The organism is Acetivibrio clariflavus DSM 19732, from assembly GCF_000237085.1.
GTDB lineage: Bacteria > Bacillota > Clostridia > Acetivibrionales > Acetivibrionaceae > Acetivibrio > Acetivibrio clariflavus.
In genome coordinates, this window is the sequence record NC_016627.1 from 2,360,078 (window position 1) to 2,383,966 (window position 23,889).

Consider the following 23,889-nt stretch of genomic DNA (forward strand, 5'->3'; position numbering starts at 1 on the left):
CACTGCAATCCCCAGTGTATCTCTTGTTAGAACAGTCTAGGGGTTTTCCCCGACAGTCTGACCGATTCCTAGCCTCTTTTGCAAAGGTGGTTTCAAACTGCTTTAGCGCACATGTATCGGCCAATACATGTACACCTGACCATTATCCACCAACTTCACTCAAGGCAGGCTACTCTGTTCACAGCACCTTAACGGTACCGCATAACAGGTTTACTCCCTACTCGTAGTTGAATCAATATTTGTTTTGGATATAATGCCAAAACTATTTTTCTCCCACAAGGTAGGGTCTCCACGGTAGAGGGGTCAACGCCCGCATGCCATTGCGGATCGCCCCTAAACCTTAACTCCCAGCATCAGCCCATTACTGGGCGTAACAAGCCAACACAAGGAACTTCATCGATATGCCCTTCAACGGATTTTTAGGCCCGTTTTCAGAACCGGCAGTACTGACTAGAATACTGCTCCATCCTGTCTTATTGGCAATAAGCCGTATAAGTATAACAGGAAAGTATTATAACATATAAACAGTTATGTATAAAGAATCACTACAATCTGTAAAGCTTCTTTAAACCTTAAAATAAGCGTTTATTCCGTGGCAGTGAATTTATAGTCATCAATACTTGCCTTTATTCTCTTTTTATCCTTTAGTTTTATTTCATGCACCATTCCTACAAGCATTACAATAATCTGTTATTATCAGTCTCAGCGACAAGCTTTAAATGTGTCACATTTGATCGAAATAAGGTCGCCTTAAAATATTATCCCATCCAAATACCGATAAGAATTCCCAACAATGCCCCCATAAATACTTCAAAGGGGGAATGTCCCAATAATTCCTTCAATTTCTCATCAAACTGAACCTTGTCATTATGTGAATGTATAAGTTGATTCAATACCTTTGCCTGCTTTCCGGCTGCCCTTCTGACACCTGCCGCATCATACATAACAATCAAAGACACTGCCAGTGAAATGCCAAACTCCACAGAATCAATTCCTTTAATTTTAGCGACAACAGTGGTAAGAGATACAATAAATGCCGAATGGGAACTTGGCATCCCGCCGGAACCTATAAATCTTGTAAAATCTATTTTTTTGCTTGATACAAGAACATTTATTACTTTTAAGAGTTGTGCCAAAAACCAGGCAAACATCGGTACTGTTATTGTTCTGTTGTTTATTATAGCGTTTATAAATTGCACCTTTAAAAAAATCCTCCTGCCGATAAATTTTACATTTCTCTTATAACAAGATACTCTGCAAGCTCTTTTAAAAATGCAGCCTTTCCGCCAAAACTATCCAAGCTTTTTATTGCACTCTCTGTAATTTCCGTAAGCATTTGTTTTGATTTTTCAAGTCCGTAAATACTTACATAAGTAGTCTTTTTATTTGAAGCATCGCTTCCCACATTTTTTCCCAGCTTATCAATATTTCCTTCCACATCAAGGATATCATCCTTTATCTGAAAGGCCAGCCCTATGCCTTCGGCATAGTTCTCTAAATTTTGGATATCTTCATTGGAAGCATTGCATATAATTGCTGCCGATATGACAGATGCTTTTATCAAAGCACCGGTCTTAAGCCTATGCATATATTCAAGGGTCTCAACCGACACCTCATTATTTTCCGATTCAATATCCACTACCTGTCCTCCAATCATTCCCCGCACACCGGAGGACTTGGCAATATACCCCATTGCTTTAACTTTATTTTCTATATTATTACAATTGCTTGATGTATTTTCAAGCATCAACTCAAAAGCCATATTCAAGAGTCCATCTCCTGCCAAAATAGCCAGAGCCTCACCAAATACTTTATGGTTTGTCAGTTTCCCTCTTCTATAATCATCGTTATCCATAGAAGGCAAATCATCATGTATCAGCGAGTAAGTATGAATCATTTCAACAGCACAAGCATAAGGTAAAACTTCCTTCAAATCGCCCCCCAGCATATCACACACTGCAAGGGAAAGAACGGGTCTTAACCTTTTTCCGCCTGCCAAAAGGCTGTAACGCATAGCGTTATATATGGATTTTTCCATCAAATCTTTTTCTTTTATACATTCTTCCAAAAAGTTATTTACAATATCCTGATATATTTCTAGTTTTTCCATAAACTCCATCGGCAAAATCCCCCTAATATTTTATGCACTAATCTTTAATAAAATCTTCTTCTATAATATCACCATTTTCATTTTCTACCAATATAGTTATCTTTTTCTCTATTTCATCTAACATTTTACTTAATTCTTTTGAAAGAGCTACACCTTTTTGGAAGATCTTAATAGACTCATCTAAGGGCATATCTCCCTGCTCAAGCTTTTCAACTATTTCTTCAAGTTCATTAAGCGACTTTTCAAAACTCTTTTTTTCCCTAGCCATATCTAATTCCTACCCTTCACTTTATTTACTGTACATTCTAAGTTCCCATCCGCAAGGTTTACTTTAATTTGTTCTCCTTCTGCCACATCGGTTACAGATTTGATTATACGTTGGTCATCGGCCGATTTAACAATACTGTAACCCCTTGCCAATATTGTCAACGGACTTAGGGCATCAAGCTTTCCGATGAGAAACTGAAGCTTCAATCTTGCCCTCTCCTGCTTCACCAGAAAAGCTTTTTTCAAATCTTTATACAGCACATCCAACTTCATTCTTTCCTGATAAATTCTGTCATAAGGCTGCCTGAAAACAGCAGAATTTTTTAATTCATCAAGCTTTTGCCGTTTAATTTTAATATTTCGCAGAATAGCATTCCTTAATCTGATATCAAGCTCAATCACTCTGTTAATAAGCTGCTGTTTTTCAGGCATGACAATCTCTGCTGCAGCTGACGGTGTCGGTGCCCGTAAATCTGCTACAAAGTCACATATCGTATAGTCTGTTTCATGTCCTACAGCAGATATTATAGGAATCTTTGAGTTAAATATGCTTCTTGCAACAATCTCTTCATTAAAGGGCCAAAGTTCTTCTAAAGAACCTCCACCTCTTGCAATTATTATAACATCGACACAGTTCAGACGATTAAGGGTATAAATTGCCCTGCTTATTTCCTCGGCTGCCCCCTGCCCCTGAACTCTGACGGGAAAAATCTTAATGCAGGCGTTATAAAATCTTCTGTCAAGAATGTTTATAATATCCCTGATAACCGATCCCGTTGATGATGTTACCACCCCGATTGAACCGGGCATGAAAGGTATCGGCTTTTTATAACGGCTGTCAAAAAGACCTTCCTCTGCAAGTTTCTTCTTTAGCTGCTCAAAGGCAATATGAAGATTCCCTACTCCGTCATTTATCATTTCCTCGGCATAAAGCTGATACTGCCCGTCTCTTTCGTACAAAGAGACATAACCTCTTACTATGACCTTCATTCCGTTTTCCGGCATGAATTTCAAGTGGGAATTGTGTGTTCTGAACATAACACATCTTATAACACTGTTTTCATCTTTAAGTGTGAAATACATATGCCCAGAGGAATGATGCTTGAAGTTGGAAATTTCACCCCTTATCCAGAGGTTTGACAATATCATATCCCGAGAAATAATTTCCTTTATATATCTGTTAACTGAAGTTACTGTCAAAACATTGTCGAAAATACCGGTTAAAGTTTCTTTCATTTCCTCTCCTATAACATTTAAGTTATTATTTTTACTACCAGTTTTTATCACAACAACCCACCTTTTTAAGGTGGGTTGTTAGAAAATTCAAGTACTTTCCGTTTTTTCAATCTTGCCAGGCAGTTCCTTGACTTGTGAAACTTTACCCAATATACCGTTAATAAAAGATCCGCTATCTTCACCGCTATAGTTCTTTGCCAACTCCACAGCCTCATTTATCGACACATTAAAGGGAATATCATCTCTAAAAAACATCTCATATATACCAAGCCTTAAAATAGATAAGTCAACCTTTGAAATCCTTGAAAGTTTCCATCCCTTTGAATATGTTTCAATAGTTTTGTCAATCTGTTCCAGATTATTATACACACCTTTTACAACATCAACAATATAATTCTCATCATTCTCTGCTAAATTAACCTGCTCAAGGGTCTGCCTTATTTGCTCATCTCTGGAGTCCTTTTGAATCTCCAGCTGGTATATGAGCTTCATCGCAATCTCCCTGGCTGCCCTTCTTCCCATTAACTTTGTACCTCCTCAACTAGTTTGAGCCTTTTTCAATCAATCCCGAAAGTCTTGTCTCAAATCAATTAAGTAAATATTTTAGTGTGAAAATTATTTCTTTTTTTATTTAAATATACTTATTTTATTTAAATATACTTATCATTTCTCAAAAGCAAAAATAAATACCTTTCTAAAAACACAATCAAATCTAAATTTTCAATCATTATCTATATGTACCCGGAGGTAATATTCTGTCCAGCAAATTCCTCAAATAGTCTTTGTCATTTGATATCTTTTTTCCAATATAATAACCTATCAAAACGCATAATGCAATAAATACCGTCTGGAAAAAACCAATGAAAAGAGTAGATAACGCAAATATCAGCCCGAAAGCTGCACCGTTTATTTCTCCATAATGTCTTTTGTAGAAATTTATTAACATCTCCCAACTCATAGCATACTCTCCTATTCAACCCTTGATTTATACCCGGTATATATATTTTCAACGGAAACTTTTACATCTGAAACATTGATACCGGAAGTTTCCTCAACAGCTTTTTTAACTTTTACCTGAAGTTCTTCCGATAGAGTTGGAATATGAGTTTCGGCTAAAACAATCACCTTAATAAATATTGAAACATCTTCTCCCAGCTTCCTTACATAAGCTTTTGTATCCTTTATACCGGTAATTTTTTTGGATGCCGATAATGCTATATTTTCAATGGCATTAAGAGATATTCTGATTTCGCCAATATTGTTGGCCTTGCTGATAGATTTCTTTTCCCGCTCGCTTCTAACCCCGGAAAAAAGAAATATTATGCTCAGTGCAAAAAATATAAGTTCTATAATGAACATAATAATATTCGAAGCTCTGTTGGGTAATACAAACTCCGAAATATATTCCGTTGTACCGGTAAACAGTCGATGGTTTAGAGTCATGGCCATCAATATCACAGACACGACAGTAAGACAGAAAGCATAAATTGCCAAAATAGTCCTAAATAAGATATTCATAAGTCACCTCTTTACACTTTTCTTTTGTCACACAAAATCCCATTACTAAAATTTTTAATAAAAAGCCAAACTTTTATACCCCATTTTTTAATGCATCTCCAAATATTTCAATTGCAAAAGCTTACAAAGATTCCCTTCACACTTTTATCCAAATTATATTATATTTTATTTTTATAAAAAAATAAACCCTACAAAGGGATTATTTCAAAATACTATAACTTTTTCTATTTGTACAAGGCATTTATTTTACCCGGGAAAGGTCATCGCTGATTTCTCTTCTGATTTCCTTCTCTATGTTTACACCTTGAACATGGATATTTACTTCAACCACATTAAGTCCAGTCATAGTTTCTACAGCCTTTTTAACTTTCTCTTGTATATCCCATGACACATCGGGAATTCTGCATCCGTATTCAACAATAATATACAAATCTATCGCAGCTTCCTTTTCTCCGACTTCAACTTTTACTCCCTTTGATAAATTTTTACGTCCAAGGATTTCAGCAATTCCACCAGCGATACCACCGCTCATTCCTGCAACACCAGGTACATCCATAGCAGCGACTCCTGCAATGATGGCTACTACCTCTTCCGATATTTTAATGTTTCCTATCTCAATATTATTACCCTGGACATTCTCATCCATTTGGATTCCCTCCCCGCTGTATCACGTAAAAGCCCGATACAAAATATTATAACACTACAAATCAACGATATCAACAAATTGTATCTGTCAAACATAATAATCCAGCTATATTGGGCCTGTGTAAATCCTTTTAAAAACGATTTTATTCTAAAAAACAGTTCTTACGTGAACATCAGATATTGCTACATTTGCCTGTCTTGATGCAATATCCGCAATCTGTGTTGCCTCAACATCGGTCAAACTCTGTGCCTTTACAACTATATCAACACTTCCGTCATCAGCAATAAATACAACCACATCACTATACCCTTTCTCTTTTATAAGAGTTTCTATAGCCATTTCTTTTTCTGACTTGTCAATCAACGCCAAAATTTTCTTATTGGCTTGAGCTTTAAGTTCTTTATCGGCATTGGGGTCTTTGGTAATTTGTTCAAGCTCATCTTTATTTTTACCCCTTGTTACGTCTTTATCCATTTTTGCCTGTGCAAAAAATTCATTGGCCTGTTTTGATGCCTGAACTTCCTTACCGGAATCTTTCTTCTCATCCTTTTTGTCCTCTTTTTTATCTTCTTTCTTGTTCTCTTTCTTATCTTCCTTTTTATTATCCTTCTTATCAGCATCTTCTGTCTTTTCAGCCACTTCGCTGCCTAAAGAATCACTGTTATCTACATAAACTGCCTCACCAAGTCTGGGAGAATCGGTGTCTAACATTTCATTGCTTACCGATACACTGCTTTTTTTGTAACTGTATTGTAAATACCCTGCTATGACTATCATAAGAATCAGAGATAAAACAACAATTTGCTTTCTCTTAAATACTACCATAGAATAATCCCCCTTCATTATTACTTTTTATAATATATATTGAATATATATTGCAAATTTGTCTTATTTATATCTTTTTTTGCAAATTTTTATTCAACTTTCTTATCCTCCTTTTCGTTCAAACACCTGTATTTTATGTACCGGTACATCAAGAAGAACTTTTACTGCGTTAATTAAACTTTCTTTAACCAAAGGATCATCAGCCCCCTCTGCTACTACCACCACCCCCTTAACTTCCGGCAGAAGTTCTTTTAAAATAATTGGTTTCTTTACACCGCTCCCGCTGTCCTCATAGGCAATCTGACTTTCGTAGGAACTTTGATTGATTTTTCTTGTACCTCCGGTGCTATCCTTTTCTTCCGTTATTTCATCGCTTTTCTTAACATCCGAATAAGGTACAATTTCTCTGCCTGATGAATAGGTCACCAGTACATCAACTTTTCCAACCCCGTTTATCTGTGAAAGAATCTCTTCTATGCTTTTTTGCAGATCTGTCTTTTCATCATTTACACCAATAACGGAAACTTCTTCTGCTTTCTCGTCAATATTATTCTCAGCTTTATTTGAAGCAATATTTTTATCTTTCTTTCCTTCTCCGTCAAATAGTGTGCTTCCGGCTATTATGATTATAATCCCGATAATTATCAGAATTATAAGGTTTTCTCCCACTTTATTGTTCTTGTCATTCTTAAGCAGTTTTCTCAAATACTCCACAAGCTTTTTCAACTTATCCATATTGCCCTCCTTATTTTCTTCAATAGGTATTTTGCTTATGTGACAGAAATCACTATATTTTCCTTTTGTATGTTAAGCATGTTTTCAATCCTTTTTTCAATTTCTTTTCTAATCTCTTCGTCTATTTTTGTGTTTGTCCACTCTTCACTTTCTTGTTTTTTTTCTTTCCCTACTACTATTTTTACTTTGTCTATGCTCTTAACTTTCTCAATACCCTTTGCTTTTTCATCCTCTTCCCCAAGTTTCAGTTCAAGGTAAATTCTTTTGACTTCCCCGAACTTTTCATCCGAATAATCGTCATTTATAATTACATCTGCCTTGACATCCAATACACCTTTTACTTCTCTTACTAAACTTTCCACCTGACTTATAACCTTGTTTCTATACAAATCGGTAATCTGCCTTGTCTGTTCTTCTCTCAGCACCTGGCTGTTTGCCATTATCTCTTTTTTGTCTATGAAATTACTGCTTGACATCTGATATACCTCAAGGTCTATTCCCCTTTGCAGAAAACCAAGCACCGGATTTATCAAAGCAATCACAAGGATGAGTCCCGAAACCAGGTTTACCATTTTTTTCATTTTTTCCGACGGCAAAAGCATTTCCAAAAGAACTATAAAAATCACAAGAGCTGCAATATTCAGGCACCATTCTTTTAAAAACTCTATCATTTCATCACCTCATCATAGAGCTTAAATTGCCCGCAGTTACTAATGTAGCAACCGTTAAAAGGAACATAAAGGATACCGAAGCCACTATTCCAAAAATATAAGTTATGGAGCCGGCTACTTCCCCAATGCATTTTATAATCCTGTTTTCGGCCACCGGTTCTAAAAAGACGCAGGCCAACCGGTACACACCTATGATTGCTAACATTTTTAGCATGGGTATAAGGCTTACCGATACTATGCCAATCATAATTGCAACCCCAACGGCGTTTTTTATAAGCAGGGTACATCCTATAACAGTGTCGGCTGCATCGGCAAGATATTTTCCCGCCACGGGTACAAATACACCTATTGCAAATTTGGCCGTCTTGCTTGTCACACCATCCACCACAGCACCTAAAGAGCCTTGAAGAGATACAACTGCGACAAATATAGTCAGTATAAACCCCAAAGACCAGGACGTGATATTTTTTAGCAAAGAAGCAAGCCTTGCAACCTGAATTTTATCCGATATATTGTTTACGATGGATATAACCGTAGAAAGTACGATAAGCGGTACGAAAACGTTTTTGATTATGGCAGCGGTAAACTGTACAATGGCTATCAATACAGGATGTAAAACTCCGCCCGATGTGATATTTCCTCCGGATATCAGCAAAGTTATAAGCACAGGTATTGAAGTATACATAAAGTTTACCATTGCATCAATTATTTGAATACCCGATTTGAGAGCACTGTTAAAACTTATTAACAATACTGAAACCAGAACTATATAACATACATAGAAGGCAAGTTCTCCCACACTTTTACTCATAAAGGATGACTGGAGGTTGTTAAGAACTGCACAGATAATTGCCAATACTATTAATTTAATTAACAGGTCAATGTTTACATACACTTCTTTAAACAAATACAACAAAATTCTTTTAAATATACTTGCAAAGTCAAATTTGAATTCTCCCTTAGTCAAATCCTTTATCAGTTTTTCCGGGTTGTAACCGGGCATTATTTCATAGAACTCTTCATTCATTGTTTTTTTGAGGTTTTCTCCAACCGATTTTACTTCATCGGTATCCATCTGCTGCTCAATTATCTCTTGTTCCATACCGGTTTCTTCAGCGTATATTCGACCGGGAAAAGCAACACAGAATACCGTTAGGAACATAAACAGACATATTAATTTTGAAAAGCCATAAATGAAAGTTCTTTTGTTTCCTCTACACATTTTTTCCCCGTCCGTTCATTAATTAGCGATAATTCTTACAATCAAGTCCATTAACGAAGTCAGTATCGGAACAGCCAAAACAATAATCACCACTTTGCCGGCCAATTCAACCTTTGATGCAATTGCACTTTCCCCGGCATCTTTGCAGACCTCTGCACCAAATTCTGCAATATACGCTATTCCCACAATTTTAAGCAATGTTGAAATATATACTGTATTTATATTAATTCTCTCGGCAAAGCTGTTAAGAAGTTCAATGACTGCAGAGATCTTGCCCAATATCATTGTGAAGACAATTATTCCTGCCGCAATACTTATCTGTATTGCAATCTCTGGCCGTTGTGCTTTAATAACAGCTATTATTACAGTTGCCACAATTGCCAATCCAATTACCTGAACTATATCCACAAAAATCATCATCCTCAAATTTAGAAATGAAACAAAGTCTTTACGGTATCAAACAGATTTACTATTTCCTTTACTATCATCATAAGTACCACTATCAGACCTGCAAGGGTTGTCATCATTGCCTGCTCGTCTCTTCCCGATTTATTAAGCAAAGCGTTTAATACCGAAACCAATATTCCTATGGCAGCAATTTTAAAAATTAGTTCTATGTTCATAATTGTTCTTTCTCCTCTTGTTCTTAAGAGCTATAGTAGTATTTATTTTTAGGAACAGTTTTTAATTTTGTTCCCTATTGGAATAATGAAAACCGATTTGCATTCTTAAAGGAACAAATGGCTTTTTTCATTATTCCCTTATAACTTCTCTGTACAAGTTATATATATTCAAATAATCTTTTCATTTAGAACAATAAAATGATTATTGCCAGACCGCATAACACTCCGAGACTCTTAAACATCTTCTCATTCTTGCTTCTGAGTTCCTCCGCTTTTTGCTCCTGAATTTTTAACTGATTTACGGTAAGACGTATATTCTTTATCTGTCCTTCCAAATCAGAGCTTCCGAGCATCTTGCCAAAGGAAATAATTATAGCTTCGTCCTCAGAATTTAAACTTGTCCCGGAAATATTTTCTTTCACAGCCTTTGTCCATGCTTCATCGGCACACAATCCCTCTTTCAGATTTTCCACCGCTGCTTCAAAAAAAACTGCCACGCTGCTGTCTGTACAACTGCTGACTTTTTGAAAAGCCTCCTGGAGCACATTGGACAAAAAACTTATTTCGTTTTCAAATATCTGAAGCAGCATTTGAAGAGTCTTCAGCTCTTGCGGTCTTTGGGCATAGGTTTGTGCATGGGAATATCCCAAAAGCGTGCAGGACACAAACACAATCAAACTGCCTACAATTTTCAGCAGCATAACTTTTCTCTCCTATACAAAAACTTCATGCTGATTCCGTCGATAACTTCTTCAAGGGTTCCCGGCCCGTTTTTGCTGCTTAGCACAACCAGCCTGTCAAACACCTTTTCTTCAAGCATGGAAAGTACTTCTTTTCTTAGTTTTAGTTGAGAAATACTGTATCCATGGGCAGTTGTAACTATTTTGACCCCCGCATTAATCACCTGCATCAATGCTTCCTTGTCACCGCTGCTGCCTATTTCATCAGTTATTATTACATCTGGGGACATTGACCTTAACAGCATTGACATTCCAAGCTGTTTAGGACAAGCATCCAATACATCGGTTCTAACTCCCACTTGTTTTTGAGGTGAACCCTTGAAACATGCAGCAATTTCAGACCTTTCATCCACTATTCCCACTTTCAGACCCTTTAGCCCTATTTGAGCAACACCATCACTGATAGATCTTGCAATATCTCTAAGTATTGTAGTCTTTCCGCATTTTGGGGGCGATATGATGAGGGTATTGTAAATCTCGTTCTCTCCCTGAACTATGTACTTTAAAATTTCAGACGAGCACCCCCTTACTTCTCTTGACACTCTAATATTAAGTCCGGAAATATCCTTTAAATTTTTTATTCCTGTCCCATCTAACACTGCTTTGCCGGTTATTCCAACTCTATGTCCGCCCCTTAGCGTTATATACCCGTTCCGTATTTCATCCTGAAAGGCGTATATGGAATTTTCACTGATAAGTTCCAATGTTTTAACTATCTGTTCCTGACTTGCAAATACCGGATTTTCAGGTTTGGTTTTCAGTTCACCGGAAGTCTCTAAAAAAAAGCTTCCCATATGGTTCTGGATCATTACCGGTTTGTTCACCCTAAATCTTATTTCCTCGGTACCCATCAAATCCTTTGCGGACATTCTCTTTATGGCATTTCTTAAATCCGGGGATATAAATCGCAATATATCCCTCTCAAAGTCATTAATTTCCTCCATTCTATAGGCTTGCTTGTCATTGGTAATCATAATATCTTCCTCCTGAAAAAGCATAATTTTATCCGATGTAGGAAATAAAAAAATTCTTACTTAATTTTTATTAAACTTTGTCCATTTCTATGACAAAAATATGTTTTTATTTCATCGAAAACAGCAAAAATGGCAGAAAGACGGGCATAAAAAACCCTCAACCAAGTGATTATTTAAGAATCAACTCACTTGCTGAGGGAAATTTTTTTCTTTTGCTTAAAGTAAACTCATATATTTTTCCTTAACCGGCTTGTTATGTTGAATTATGCTTCCAGGTCGTTTGTAATCTTAAGTTTATCAAAGATAAAGAGTAGTATGGACAGAGCCATACCGACAATACAGGCAAGAACCATACCTTTAAGTTCTACCTGGCCTATTTTCAGAACAATTCCGGAAAGGCCGGTAACAAAAACAACGGAGGTCAGAATTAAATTTCGATTGCGACCGTAATCAACCCGACCGTCCACCAAAACACGTATACCCGATGCACCAATCATACCGTAAAGGAGAAATGAGATTCCCCCAATTACAGGATTAGGTATTGTTTGAATAAGAGCTGATATCGGTCCCACAACAGAAGCGATTATGGAAAGCAACGCAGCACCGCCAATGACCCTTACGGAATACACCTTTGTCATCGCCATTACACCAATATTCTCTCCATAAGTAGTTGTAGGAACTGCTCCAACCAATCCCGACAGGGCTGTCGACAGTCCGTCGGCAAACATGGAACGATGAAGTCCGGGATCTTTCAGAAGGTCTCTTTCTACAATTTTACTGGTTACAATCTGATGGCCAATATGTTCAGAGACCACAACAAGAATTACCGGAAATATCATAATAATTGCTTCAAGACTATAGCGCGGCAGCTGAAAATTAGGAATTACAAACAAGTCTGCCTTTAATGCCTCGGCTACAGTCTCAACTGTGATTAAACCTGTAAAAAGTGCTGTTGCATAGCCGGCAACAATGGCAATCAAAATAGGAATTACGGCAAAGAATTTACGGAACAAAACATTTCCCAATACGGCAAAAGCTAATGTAACAAGGAATACTATTACATTTTTCATATTAATCTGATCATCTAAAAGGCCGGCTGTATTGGCAGCCGAACTTGCCAATTCCAAGCCAATCAATGCAACAACTGGCCCCATGGCCGCTGCCGGAAGTACGACATCAATCCAGTCCACTCCGAATTTGTAAATAATTAAAGCTATAATACAGAATGCAATGCCCACTACTACAAATCCTCCAAGAGCATACTGATATCCCCATTTCGAGATAACAAGACCTGCCGGTGCAATAAAAGCAAAGCTGGATCCAAGATAAGCCGGTGCTTTGCCTTTTGTAATCAAAATAAACAACAGCGTTCCAATACCGTTCATAAGCAGAACAACCGATGGATTGATATTGAAGATAATGGGTACAAGAACCGATGCGCCGAACATTGCGAACATATGTTGAAGCGATAACGGTATCATTAGTTTCATAGGTACCTTATCTTCCACCTGAATGATTTTTTTATTTTCCAAGGTAAGCCCTCCTTAAATTTTATCTCGAGTAGTATAGCATAGTTATTGGCAGATTTCCACAAAAAATTTGACATAAACTTAATTTATGTCAATCTTCTGTACGATATTTATCAATAGTAATAAAATTCTTGCTGAATACTATAATTTTATAAAAACAATCAGTTAATTCACAAAACAAAAATAATTCTATCCCCTGTCCATTGATTCTTATATTTTAGTAAACTGTAATCACAGTCTTAGTGTCGTTAATGACAAAAAGAATTATTCCTTTACATAAAACATGTCAAAGGATTGATTGAAAGCCTCTTAAGTGTATTTTTCCTATATTTAGACTTTGCCCGATAATTTCTATCCTTTTAATCATAGAATATATACTTTTAGACAAAATCAAAAATTTTATAACAGCAAATATGTTTTTATTTTTTGCACCAATCTGATATAATTAACAGGGAAGTTTATAAATATTTATCAGGGAGCAGGTAAAATGAAAATAAAAAAGTTTTTAAGCACAAAGAATTTTATTGCAAATAACTGCAAAAAAATTGCTAATAAGCAGCTTTTAAATTTCTTTGGCAAAAAAACGACTATACAGAACGACTATCAGAATGAGTATATTGACACCATTATGAAGATAAAACAGGGCGATATGCAAGCAAAAAAGGATTTTATCGATAAGCATAAGGGATTTATCTTAGAAGCAATATCTCATTCCTTAGGAAGGTCAGCCATTCCTAAAAACAGTCCTGAATTTGACGTTGGATTGGATGCCTTCGATTATTCCATTGACCTGTTTAATCCTGAAAAAGAGAATGATTTTCTATCCTTTTCTGAACAAATCATCAGAGAATGGATATTAGAGTACGTAAAACAAGAAAACTTAAACAATTCACTCCGGCAAATCGATGAAGAAAAGTATTACCTTTATTGCAATCATGAATCTACAAAAGATATAGCACAGTTTAAAAGAAGTCTCTGGGAGTACGGAATAAAACTTAGCGATTTACCCAATTTAACTCCCGATGAAAAGCAAAACATAGGTGTATGCGTCAGAATTGCGAAGCAACTGGCTATTGACGACAGGCTGTTTCAAAAGGTTACCGGAAACAAAACTCTATCCATTGAGGATATTAATGACGGAATAAAGCTGGAAAGACGGCTCTTTAACAAATACAAAAAGTATATTATCGCACTTACATTGATAATAAAAAACAACCTTCGTCTGCTGTGCAGCTATTTAAGAAATGTTAATCTAAGAAATGACCTCAGTGAGAATATTGGAGTAATACTTGAAGTAAAAAATAATCAGGCTATTTTATTTACTCTTAAAGGTGAATTTTTGACTGTTAAGCTCAGCACACCCAATAAAGTAGGAGAACAGATCAAGTTTGGCAGTTATAGAATCCAAAGAAAAAACAAATACTCAAATTACATTATAGCTGCCTGGGCTTTTACCACTGTATTGATTTGCATTATAATATACAATGGCTTTAAGCTGATTATAAATAATCGTACACCGGCGTTTTCATACAATACCGTTGAATCTCCGCTGCCGAGTCAAACCATTGAACCCAAACGTACAAGCAGCAATATTGTCGTTGAGAATGCCCAACAGCAGGGAACCGCTTCGGCACCTGCTTCAATCAGTACGCCGAAGAACACCTCTTCTCTGCTTGTAAGCGAGCCTTTAACAACCGAACTTCCGGCTACCAATCGTGTTGTAAACACTGCACCGGCAACCCCAACTTCATCTCCGAAGCAGATTGCTGCTGCAACACCTGCTCAAAGTATTGCCGTAACTCCTTCTCAAACCGACAATGCTGTTACACCATCTCAAACCACCAATGTCCTGCCCACTTCCACCACCGTAACAAAAGCTACAGGCAAACCCGGAGAAGCACGAATCAGTGTACATCCTCCGAAGGTTAAAGTGGGTGAAAAATATGAAGTGCATTTTTATATGAAGGGCGGAAATAACGGTACAACTTTAATTTTATATCAAAATGAAGTTGAGTATAAAAGATTTGAACTGGTGGACAGAACACCTCGTGATCAGGCAAGAATCTTATCCTTTGATGCCACAAAACCGGGAAAATACAATTACCGGTGGGAACTGATAAATGAATTCGGAACCACAAGCAGTAACACGGTTACCGTTACGGTTGTCGAATAAAACTGTGTTGAAAACATTCCATTAAGACTTTAAAAATCCTATTAAAGCCAAAAAGATTTGAAATTTCCGTTTCAAATCTTTTTGGCTTTAATATATAAAAGTCTTATTTTTTTATCCCTTATTTTAAGCGTCAAACCGCAAAATTACAGTCTAAAATACTTTTTCTCCAAATTCCTTTATATCTTTGGCCAGTTTGGGCACACGCAAAATATTCAGATGTCCCGAGTGATAGGCGTAAATATTCTTTATACCCGCCCGGTTAATAAATTTTCTATATTTTTTCTCACTAATTACCTGGTCATAGCACGAATACACCATTGCTATTTTATCACTTCTAAAACTGTCATCAATGAAATTACTGGGATCCATTTCGACAAAAAATTTTTTACACTCATTCATATCATAACCCGATTCTATCAGATCCTTGCCAATGGTAACAAACAACGGTGAATCCCACAAAACTTCACAAAAGTCTGTTACAGGATTAATTAAGAAAGTCGGCTGTTCCTGCTTCTTCAATATGTAGTGTCTCAAAGATACACAGCCACCCATGCTAAACCCTACCAGAAGAATTGGGAGTGAGTTTTCCTTGCTTATAAACTGCATAGACGCATCAATATCCAACACAGCCTGTTTAAAAGCATTTTGGGTTCTGAAAATATCTCCGCTCAGGAAGTATTCTCCGCTGAACAGACTTTCCTTAGGTTTTCTGTCAAAATGATAGGGCATTGTCATGAAATAGACGTTTAAATTATAATTGTTCAGCAATTTAAACAAATAGTTATAATTCATCATATTGTCGTCAAACAATCCATGTACAAACAAAATATTCCCTTCTGCATTCTTGGCAGGATAATTGTAAATATAAACCGTATTGTTCTCACTGTAAAATATAGAACTTTCAAAGGATGGAATTTCAATACGCCTAAAGACAGCGTTGTCATTGTGATATTTTATTTTAGAAAAGCTTAAAATATTGTTTTGATTATTAAACAGTCCTTCTGCAGGTACAAAAACTGAATGTTTCGGAGAATGATTCACCTTTTTCAGTTTCTCATTCAGAAGTTTGTTTATAGCCAAATTGTCAACGTACTTAGAACTTGCTTCATTCATACAATATCCCCTCAAACAAATAATAAAATATAAAATATTACAAAATTTTTGCAATACCTTAATTATGTCTTTATTTTAATTATGTCTTTTTTGTCTTAACTTGTCAATTCTTTTTACATTAAACTCCAATTTTATAATCATATTTAACCGACATTTTGTTCCTTAGGGCATCAATAAAAATTTGGACAATTTTAGGGTCAAACTGGGTTCCGGCACATCTTTTCAGCTCAATAATGGCTTCTTCTATAGTCATACTCCTTCTGTACGGTCTTTCAGAAACCATAGCATCAAAGCAGTCAACTACGCACAATATTCGTGCCCCAATACTTATTTCTTCCCCTTTTAAGCCGTCAGGATAACCTTTTCCGTCATATCTCTCATGATGATGAATAACATAATCTATAAGATTGCCGGTATTGGATAACGGCTCAAGTATATGTGCACTGAGTATAGGATGCTCATTAACCGTTTTGATTTCTTCCTCCGACAAACATGCGGTTTTGTTAAGTACAGATTTAGGCAGCTCAATCTTTCCAATATCGTGCAGCAACCCTGCATGCAGAAGTGTCTGTAACTCCTGTTTATCCAGTCCCATTGCTTCCCCCACCATTACTGCATAGGAAGAGACCCTCTCACAATGGCCAAAAGTATATTTGTCCTTTGCATTAATAGTGCTCAATAGACCTTTCAGCATTCCTATCATCTGTTGATCCGATTTTACATTCTTATGTATCAGCATCATAATATCCTGATACAAATTAACTTTATCCTCACCCATGTTTTTTGCCTGGTAAAGTGCTGCATTGGCATGGGAAATCAAATCCTCCATGTTGGATGAAATTCTGGGGTATATGGACATGCCTATGGATATTGTCAACTTCTTCGCAAGGTTTTCATCATAATACTTTTCCTTTAACTTCTCATATGTATCATGAATGTATTTTGCATACTCTTCCAAAGACTTAATATCCCTGTCCTTTGCCAGTATGGCAAAGCCGTCTTCCTCAAACCTAAACAGCATTTCCTTTTCGCCGACAACGTTTTTCAGTATGGCCGCAGTACCTTTCAGTATTCTGTCACCGCAATTGTGTCCGTACAAATCATTATACATTGTAAAATTATCTACATCTATAAGTATCAATCCAAGGGAATTGGCCGATGAAGAATTCTTCAATTCACTTTCAAGGGTAATGTAAAAGTATCTTTTATTATAAACCTCGGTCAGCTCATCGGTAATTGCAAGCCTTTGAGTCTCTTTTCTGTATCTCTCCTGCCTGTAGGAAATAACTCCTACTATGGTAACCCAAAATAATGTAAGGGAAAAGAATAAAAAACTCAAGGGATAATTGTAAGACAGATCGCGATTAAATATAAAATTGTGCAGCAGCAAACCGCCGTCAATTAAAAAAATAATATAATACAAAAACATTCCTACTATACTGAAACGAAATGCCATATACATGGCAATAAAGCCCTGAATTTGAGATATCATGGACTTTTGTTCCAATGAGCATCGGTTTTTTATTAAAAAGGTTATTATAAACACTATATAGCAAATGGCCAATTCAACCAATTGTGTTCTTGATTCAAAATGTTCTTTTATTAATTTATGATATTTTTTTAACAAACTAGTCTCCATTTACCCATACCTTTCAGTCGATTTATTACATAATATAACTTTTTAATTATAAATTATTTTTTATATAATTTAAATAATTAATTTTACACATTATAGAGTGAAATATTAACAATTTTTATCATTAACACAATGAAAAATCTTTTATGGTATTTTCAATGACAATATTTATATTTATACGCAAAAGCAAAAACCCCTTATTATTTTAATAAGGAGTTTTTCTTTTGTGCAGCTGAAATATTATAAAAATTCGGTCATAATTTCTATACTGCTCTTTGGTGAAAGGTAAGAAGGCGGAATATCAAATACCGTTTTAGCACCGGAAACCTTCTCTTTAGAAAGCCTGTAAGCAGCCCTTGCATACGCAACAAGAATACTTGCAGTAAACTCGGGATTTGAATCTAACTTTATTGAATACTCTACAACATGTGAATTTTCACCGTTATTACCGGTCTTGCCGGTTCTGAACACAAATCCGCCATGAGGCATTCCGCTGTGCTCTCTGTCAAGTTCCTCCTGTGAAATGAAATGCACTATGGTATCATAATCGGCAAAGTAATCGGGCATATTCTTTATTTCCGACTCAATCTTAGCCTTATCGGCACCTTCTTTTGCAACAACAAAGCATTCGCGGATATGTTTCTGACGAGTGGTAAGTTCGGGGTTCAAACCTTTTCTTACAGCTTCTAAAGCTGAGTCTACCGGTATAGTGTACTGCTTTGCATCGGCAACCCCTTCAACTCTTCTTACTGCATCAGAATGTCCCTGGCTTACACCTTTTCCCCAAAAGGTATAGCCCTTTCCTTCAGGAAGAATGCAATCACCGTATAAACGGAGAATTGAAAACATCCCTGGGTCCCAGCCCACAGAAATTATAGATACCTTGCCCGATTTTTTTGCAGCGGTATCCACTGCTTCAAAATATTGCGGAATTTTTGCATGGGTATCGAAGCTATCCACTGTATTAAAAATTGATGCAAACTTCGGTCCCTGCTCCGGCAAATCTTTTGCACTGCCGCCGCAGAGAATCATAACATCAATTTCATCCTTATGTTCTTCTGCAGAATCTATAGAATATACCGGAACACCCTTTGTAATTAAATTAATGGATTCCGGCCGTCTTCTTGTAAATACAGCGACAAGCTCTGTATCGGGATTCTGCTTTATAGCCAGTTCAACACCTCTGCCGAGATTCCCGTAACCGACTATTCCTACTCTTATTTTGCTCATATATGTTATTGCCTCCTTGTTCAAAAGTTTGCTAAAAAATTTTGCTTTTTCAGTTTATCTTATTATTACTTCCAATTCAATAACAAATTTAGTTATGCATTCAATTCGTCCCATTCCTGTTTTGTTATCAGTATCTGCCTCGGTTTGCTGCCATCCGACGCACTAACCACGCCCCATGATTCCATTTGGTCCAAAATCCTTGCGGCCCTTGCATATCCTACTTTAAATTTTCTCTGTATCAATGTTGCCGAAGCCTGTCCCATTTCAAGAACCATTTCTATGGCCTGGGGAAGTAATTCGTCATCTTCACCGTTATCAGGCTTTTGTGTCTCATTCTGATTATCTATTTTCTTCAATATCTCTTCGTCATATTCGGCACTTTGAAGTGACTTTATATGTGTTACAATTCTGTCCACTTCCCTGTCGGATATAAAGCTACCCTGAACTCGAATGGGTTTTGGCTGGCCCAGTGGATAAAACAGCATGTCACCCCTGCCCAAAAGCTTTTCCGCTCCTGCCATATCCAGTATTGTCCTCGAGTCAATCTGCGAGGAAACAGCAAAGGAAATTCTCGAAGGAATATTGGCCTTTATTACACCGGTAATGACATTGACCGACGGCCTCTGCGTTGCAATTACCAGATGCATTCCTGCCGCCCTTGCCATTTGAGCCAGTCTGCAAATGGAATCTTCCACTTCATTTGGTGCTACCATCATAAGATCTGCCAACTCATCAATTATTATAACTATATGAGGAAGAGTTTCCCCTTCTCCCCTTTCCTTTACCAGTTCATTATAGCTGTTTAAATCCCTTACATTGTTTTCGGCAAAGAGCTTATAACGGTTTGTCATTTCCATTACCGCCCAGTTGAGTGCCCCTGCAGCTTTTTTCGGCTCGGTTACCACAGGTATGAGAAGGTGCGGAATTCCGTTGTAGATACCCAGTTCCACCACTTTCGGATCCACCATGAGAAGGCGTACATCCTTAGGGGATGCCTTGTACAAGAGGCTTACAATCAGAGTATTAATACATACACTCTTCCCCGAGCCGGTAGCGCCGGCAATTAAAAGGTGCGGCATTTTTGCAATATCCCCCACCACAACATTTCCTGCAATATCTTTTCCTATTGCAAAAGCCAGCTTGGAGGGATAATTTTGAAACATATCCGACTCAATAACATCCCTCAGGAAAACAGGCACATTTTTTCTATTGGGTATTTCTATACCTACAGCTGCTTTACCGGGAATCGGTGCTTCTATTCTTACGCCGGTAGCTGCAAGATTAAGTGCAATATCATCAGCCAGACTCAGTATTTTACTTACTTTAACTCCTGTGTTGGGCTGAATCTCATAACGAGTAACCGTTGGTCCTTTGCTCACATCCAGAATTTTAGCGCCGACTCCGAAACTTGCCAGGGTATCAATCAGTTTATAGGCATTATATTCGATATAATCATCCAATTCTCCGTCATCATCCGATTGTTCATTTTTATTTAAAAGTTCCACAGGCAGCTTGTATTCATCCCTATTTGGCCTATATTCCTTATTTGGCTTAAATTCTTCTCTATGCAAAGGCTTCCTGTCAAACTGAACCGGTTTGCAATTACTTACCTCCTGCTTGACCGATACAGCCGGAGTGACGGTTCTCTTATCTTCAAATACGGCTATATTGTTTTCCTTCTGTATCTCTTTCGGGAATACTTCTATCCTTTTTTGATATTCCGATGGTGATTGATTTACCTGAAAGCTCTCTTTTCCTGCCGATACACCCATATCAATACCGGCATCAAAGTCACCATTGTCATCAATACTGTAATTATCATCAATGTCATCATAATTTTCATCATTAATGTCATACATGCTGTTATCGTAAACAAGCTCTGAATTAAAGATTTCATTCCGTCTGTTATACTCCATCTGCATGTAAGGAAACTCTGTAGTCATATTTTCTTCCTGTGTCGCATCAATTTCCTCTTCCGTTTCCCTATTCTCGTTTATACTATCACTAACATTCTCATGTATTTCATTGGCATTCTCATTTAAACTATCATCGATATTCTCCATCATGATTAAATCGTTGTTCTCTTCCTCATCCTGAAATTCAAGTTTTCCGGCATCTTTAAGTTCAATTTCTTCCACATTCGATATGCCAGCCTCCTGAATTTCATTTTCTGCATCCGCCTTTTGCTCATCCTTCGGTTTAATGGGGTCAAAAGGTGAACGATAAGGTACAAAGCTCTTTCTTTCCATCCTTGAAAAAACTCCGGAGGATTCATTTAAAGTTTCATTTGAATTACTGTGTTTTTGGGATATTTCGGAATTCTCTTCCATTTTTTCTCTGACATTGTTATAAGTAGCAATAACTTTCCTCTTCGGACTGCTCTTTTGAATTTCCCAATTAAAATTTTTTCTGTTCTTTCTTCTTATTTCTCTGTAATAATCCGATTCATCTATTTTATTTCCAACCTTGCTGTAAACTTTTCTTGTTCCTGTCCTTTTCTTCCTGTTTTTCTGACTTGCTTTAACCGCTAAATAATTTACAAAAGCAAAATAAGCAGCTAATTCTAAAACTATCAAAAAAGCAAATTTTCCCCATGACCCCCATGTCAGGTACAGCAAAATGCCTATCAAGATACCCTGAATTACAAAAAAGTTGCGATTGATTCTAATATTGCTTTTTCCTGCTTTTGAACGTTTCTTCATTTGTGTATGCAACCCTTCTTCATCAAAATTATTAATCAATAAGGCCATTTCAAAAAATTACCCGTTTTTTATATCACAATGTCAAAAAATCAAATTTCTTGAAACGGCAAGTAAATAGTTTTCTTCGAATAACCTTAAACAATATAACATATTTTCGACATTTTTTGAATTGTATTTAACTCTATCCTGTTGTTATTAACTTCTTACCTTCTCTTCTTCATTCATTTATAACACAAATTCCTCCGCCATATTTGGATAAATAGGTTTTATCAGAACTTTGATAAAAAGGAAATACATTTTTTATATTAGATAAAACTGCATAAAAATCTGATATATGGTATAGAAATTCACCGGTTTCAATGTTATAAACCCTATAATAATTGATGTCTGTATCCGTTCCATTATGGCTTATAAATAGTTTATTACCCAAAGAAAACATATAATCCAGCGGTGCATTGAAGTAATTATCGTCACGCCACTTTTCTTTGCCATCTTTAACTGCCGCACATATAAAATACTTACCTGATATGTATATATTATCCTTATATATTTTAGCTGCCCTAAAATCGTCAATTTCCTTTTCCCATATATATTTTCGGTCATCGACAGAGATTATCTTTATACTGTTATTTTGCGTTACTATTAAGTAATCATTATTTAATACTTGCAAACTTTCTTTTGAATTTAAAACAATATCTATCTCCTTATCAGGATTTTCAAGACTTATGTACTTAAACCTCTGACTTTTGCTATCCTGGGATTTACCCTCTAATATTATAAATTCACTATCGTTATAGTAAATGCTTCCGCTAAGTTCCTTCACAACTTTTCCGTACTTATCCAATAGCCTTACAGCAGAATTTAATTTATCTTCAATTACAAACAGTTTTTGAGCCTTTGAAGATGAATATACTGCTTCTTCATATCCGACTATATCTGCTTTAGAAATTTCCTTTCCCGTTGAAGAATCTATAATCACTGCATAGTTATTCTTTGTAAGATATATGGCATCATCTACAATAGTAAAGCTGTCCAAGTCATTGCTTTCACATTCCCATATAACATTACCCGTCAGCATATCACATTTCTTAATATGTTTATCATGAAGTATATAACAATAGCCGTTTTCACTATCTATATGATACCGGATAGAAGGTACCTCTAAACTTGATTCAATATGCAAAAGCTGTCTATGAGTATCCTTATCAATTAAACTGAAGCTTTCCTTTTCGTGAAACCCTCCCAATTTGCCGTCATTTCCATATAAAGCTAAAATATTCCTGTACTCTCCCACAACGAATAAATTCAGAGAATCTGAATCGGAAGAAAAAAATTCTTGCAAAGATAAAATATTTTCAATTTTATTAGTGTCAGTCTTTTTTATTACGGTATTATTTATTATGTCAACCAAATAAACAGCATAATTTTCCCCTTCTTTAGCTTCCAAATTTTGTTTTTTCAAATAAATTATTTTTGAGCATAAAAATACACCTTTTTATTAAACAACTTAACTTTTCCTCACATTGAACAATGGTACAAACCTTTAAATTATTAAATTATTATATTATTTTTGTCGTATACATGCAATATTCCCACTTTTTGTTAATCTTTACAATGTTTATTTATAAAACTTAATACATAAATAATTTGTCAGAACTTTTTCTATGATGTAAGTTTTTGCTAAATTAATTATTGAGTTTAAAATTCAATTTATATATAATGGTTAATATAGATTGAACTTTGGCAATTTAATAGCTTTAATCACTAAATTTGATTTATGGAACACTGCAGACCACAATGTTTAAAAGACAAATTTCCTGATATTGATATGTCTTTTCCAAAGTAAAACCATTAAATCAACGACTATACCAAATAATTTTCCAGCCTCTTATTTTCCCATAAGTATAAAAATATTCACAGTATTTACGTAGAAGCAACT

General features: G+C 36.1%; 23 protein-coding genes. 1 reads left to right on the top strand and 22 read right to left on the bottom strand.

What is annotated here, in order from left to right; all coding sequences use genetic code 11:
* Positions 1–758 precede the first annotated feature (758 nt).
* From CLOCL_RS10035 to uraA, 17 genes are all read right to left on the bottom strand, one after another.
* Entirely contained in the window at positions 759–1,199 is a 441-nt protein-coding gene (locus tag CLOCL_RS10035; protein ID WP_014255237.1) for a divergent PAP2 family protein, read from the bottom strand.
* Positions 1,200–1,228: 29 nt separating this feature from the next.
* Positions 1,229–2,119, bottom strand: coding sequence for a polyprenyl synthetase family protein (locus CLOCL_RS10040; protein WP_014255238.1), 891 nt, complete (start codon positions 2,117–2,119; stop codon positions 1,229–1,231).
* Between the two features lie 28 nt (positions 2,120–2,147).
* Complete coding sequence (locus CLOCL_RS10045) at positions 2,148–2,378, bottom strand: exodeoxyribonuclease VII small subunit (protein ID WP_014255239.1); 231 nt, start codon at positions 2,376–2,378, stop codon at positions 2,148–2,150.
* Positions 2,379–2,380: 2 nt separating this feature from the next.
* Positions 2,381–3,613 (bottom strand): exodeoxyribonuclease VII large subunit, encoded by a 1,233-nt coding sequence (xseA, locus tag CLOCL_RS10050; protein WP_027621595.1) that lies wholly within the window; start codon positions 3,611–3,613, stop codon positions 2,381–2,383.
* Between the two features lie 87 nt (positions 3,614–3,700).
* Positions 3,701–4,135: a transcription antitermination factor NusB gene (gene nusB, locus CLOCL_RS10055; RefSeq protein ID WP_014255241.1), complete on the bottom strand. Its 435-nt coding sequence runs from the start codon at positions 4,133–4,135 to the stop codon at positions 3,701–3,703.
* Between the two features lie 205 nt (positions 4,136–4,340).
* Positions 4,341–4,571: a DUF2273 domain-containing protein gene (locus CLOCL_RS10060; protein ID WP_014255242.1), complete on the bottom strand. Its 231-nt coding sequence runs from the start codon at positions 4,569–4,571 to the stop codon at positions 4,341–4,343.
* Positions 4,572–4,582: 11 nt separating this feature from the next.
* Positions 4,583–5,131 (bottom strand): alkaline shock response membrane anchor protein AmaP, encoded by a 549-nt coding sequence (gene amaP, locus CLOCL_RS10065; RefSeq protein ID WP_014255243.1) that lies wholly within the window; start codon positions 5,129–5,131, stop codon positions 4,583–4,585.
* 241 nt (positions 5,132–5,372) lie between these two features.
* Positions 5,373–5,777 (bottom strand): Asp23/Gls24 family envelope stress response protein, encoded by a 405-nt coding sequence (locus CLOCL_RS10070; RefSeq protein WP_014255244.1) that lies wholly within the window; start codon positions 5,775–5,777, stop codon positions 5,373–5,375.
* Between the two features lie 147 nt (positions 5,778–5,924).
* On the bottom strand, positions 5,925–6,602 hold the full coding sequence (locus CLOCL_RS10075) for a SpoIIIAH-like family protein (RefSeq protein WP_014255245.1): 678 nt from the start codon (positions 6,600–6,602) through the stop codon (positions 5,925–5,927).
* A 102-nt stretch (positions 6,603–6,704) separates the two neighbouring features.
* Complete coding sequence (locus CLOCL_RS10080; protein WP_014255246.1) at positions 6,705–7,337, bottom strand: stage III sporulation protein AG; 633 nt, start codon at positions 7,335–7,337, stop codon at positions 6,705–6,707.
* A gap of 35 nt (positions 7,338–7,372) precedes the next feature.
* A complete protein-coding gene (spoIIIAF, locus tag CLOCL_RS10085) occupies positions 7,373–8,008 on the bottom strand; it encodes a stage III sporulation protein AF (RefSeq protein WP_014255247.1) in 636 nt (211 codons plus the stop codon).
* A 4-nt stretch (positions 8,009–8,012) separates the two neighbouring features.
* Positions 8,013–9,230 (bottom strand): stage III sporulation protein AE, encoded by a 1,218-nt coding sequence (spoIIIAE, locus tag CLOCL_RS10090; protein WP_014255248.1) that lies wholly within the window; start codon positions 9,228–9,230, stop codon positions 8,013–8,015.
* Positions 9,231–9,248: 18 nt separating this feature from the next.
* Positions 9,249–9,638 carry a stage III sporulation protein AD gene (gene spoIIIAD, locus CLOCL_RS10095; protein ID WP_014255249.1) on the bottom strand — a complete coding sequence of 130 codons (390 nt, stop codon included), beginning with the start codon at positions 9,636–9,638 and terminating at the stop codon, positions 9,249–9,251.
* A 20-nt stretch (positions 9,639–9,658) separates the two neighbouring features.
* Entirely contained in the window at positions 9,659–9,853 is a 195-nt protein-coding gene (spoIIIAC, locus tag CLOCL_RS10100) for a stage III sporulation protein AC (protein ID WP_014255250.1), read from the bottom strand.
* A gap of 185 nt (positions 9,854–10,038) precedes the next feature.
* A complete protein-coding gene (gene spoIIIAB, locus CLOCL_RS10105; protein ID WP_014255251.1) occupies positions 10,039–10,554 on the bottom strand; it encodes a stage III sporulation protein SpoIIIAB in 516 nt (171 codons plus the stop codon).
* On the bottom strand, positions 10,545–11,567 hold the full coding sequence (gene spoIIIAA, locus CLOCL_RS10110; RefSeq protein ID WP_014255252.1) for a stage III sporulation protein AA: 1,023 nt from the start codon (positions 11,565–11,567) through the stop codon (positions 10,545–10,547). Before spoIIIAA ends, spoIIIAB begins: the two co-directional genes overlap by 10 nt.
* 263 nt (positions 11,568–11,830) lie before the next feature.
* Positions 11,831–13,099 (bottom strand): uracil permease, encoded by a 1,269-nt coding sequence (uraA, locus tag CLOCL_RS10115; protein ID WP_014255253.1) that lies wholly within the window; start codon positions 13,097–13,099, stop codon positions 11,831–11,833.
* 484 nt (positions 13,100–13,583) lie between these two features.
* Here uraA and CLOCL_RS10120 point away from each other — a divergent pair, with 484 nt between their 5' ends.
* A complete protein-coding gene (locus tag CLOCL_RS10120; RefSeq protein WP_014255254.1) occupies positions 13,584–15,269 on the top strand; it encodes an anti-sigma factor domain-containing protein in 1,686 nt (561 codons plus the stop codon).
* 150 nt (positions 15,270–15,419) lie between these two features.
* Here the strand turns inward: CLOCL_RS10120 and CLOCL_RS10125 are convergent, their stop codons facing one another.
* The 5 genes from CLOCL_RS10125 to CLOCL_RS10145 all read right to left on the bottom strand — a co-directional run bounded on the left by CLOCL_RS10125 (position 15,420) and on the right by CLOCL_RS10145 (position 23,412).
* Positions 15,420–16,382, bottom strand: coding sequence for an alpha/beta hydrolase (locus CLOCL_RS10125; RefSeq protein WP_014255255.1), 963 nt, complete (start codon positions 16,380–16,382; stop codon positions 15,420–15,422).
* 118 nt (positions 16,383–16,500) lie between these two features.
* Positions 16,501–18,009, bottom strand: coding sequence for a diguanylate cyclase (locus CLOCL_RS10130; protein ID WP_245532872.1), 1,509 nt, complete (start codon positions 18,007–18,009; stop codon positions 16,501–16,503).
* A 249-nt stretch (positions 18,010–18,258) separates the two neighbouring features.
* Positions 18,259–19,248 carry a diaminopimelate dehydrogenase gene (locus tag CLOCL_RS10135; RefSeq protein WP_014255257.1) on the bottom strand — a complete coding sequence of 330 codons (990 nt, stop codon included), beginning with the start codon at positions 19,246–19,248 and terminating at the stop codon, positions 18,259–18,261.
* A gap of 92 nt (positions 19,249–19,340) precedes the next feature.
* Entirely contained in the window at positions 19,341–21,950 is a 2,610-nt protein-coding gene (locus CLOCL_RS10140) for a DNA translocase FtsK (protein ID WP_041715665.1), read from the bottom strand.
* A gap of 217 nt (positions 21,951–22,167) precedes the next feature.
* Positions 22,168–23,412 (bottom strand): hypothetical protein, encoded by a 1,245-nt coding sequence (locus tag CLOCL_RS10145; RefSeq protein WP_027621600.1) that lies wholly within the window; start codon positions 23,410–23,412, stop codon positions 22,168–22,170.
* Between the last annotated feature and the right edge of the window lie 477 nt (positions 23,413–23,889).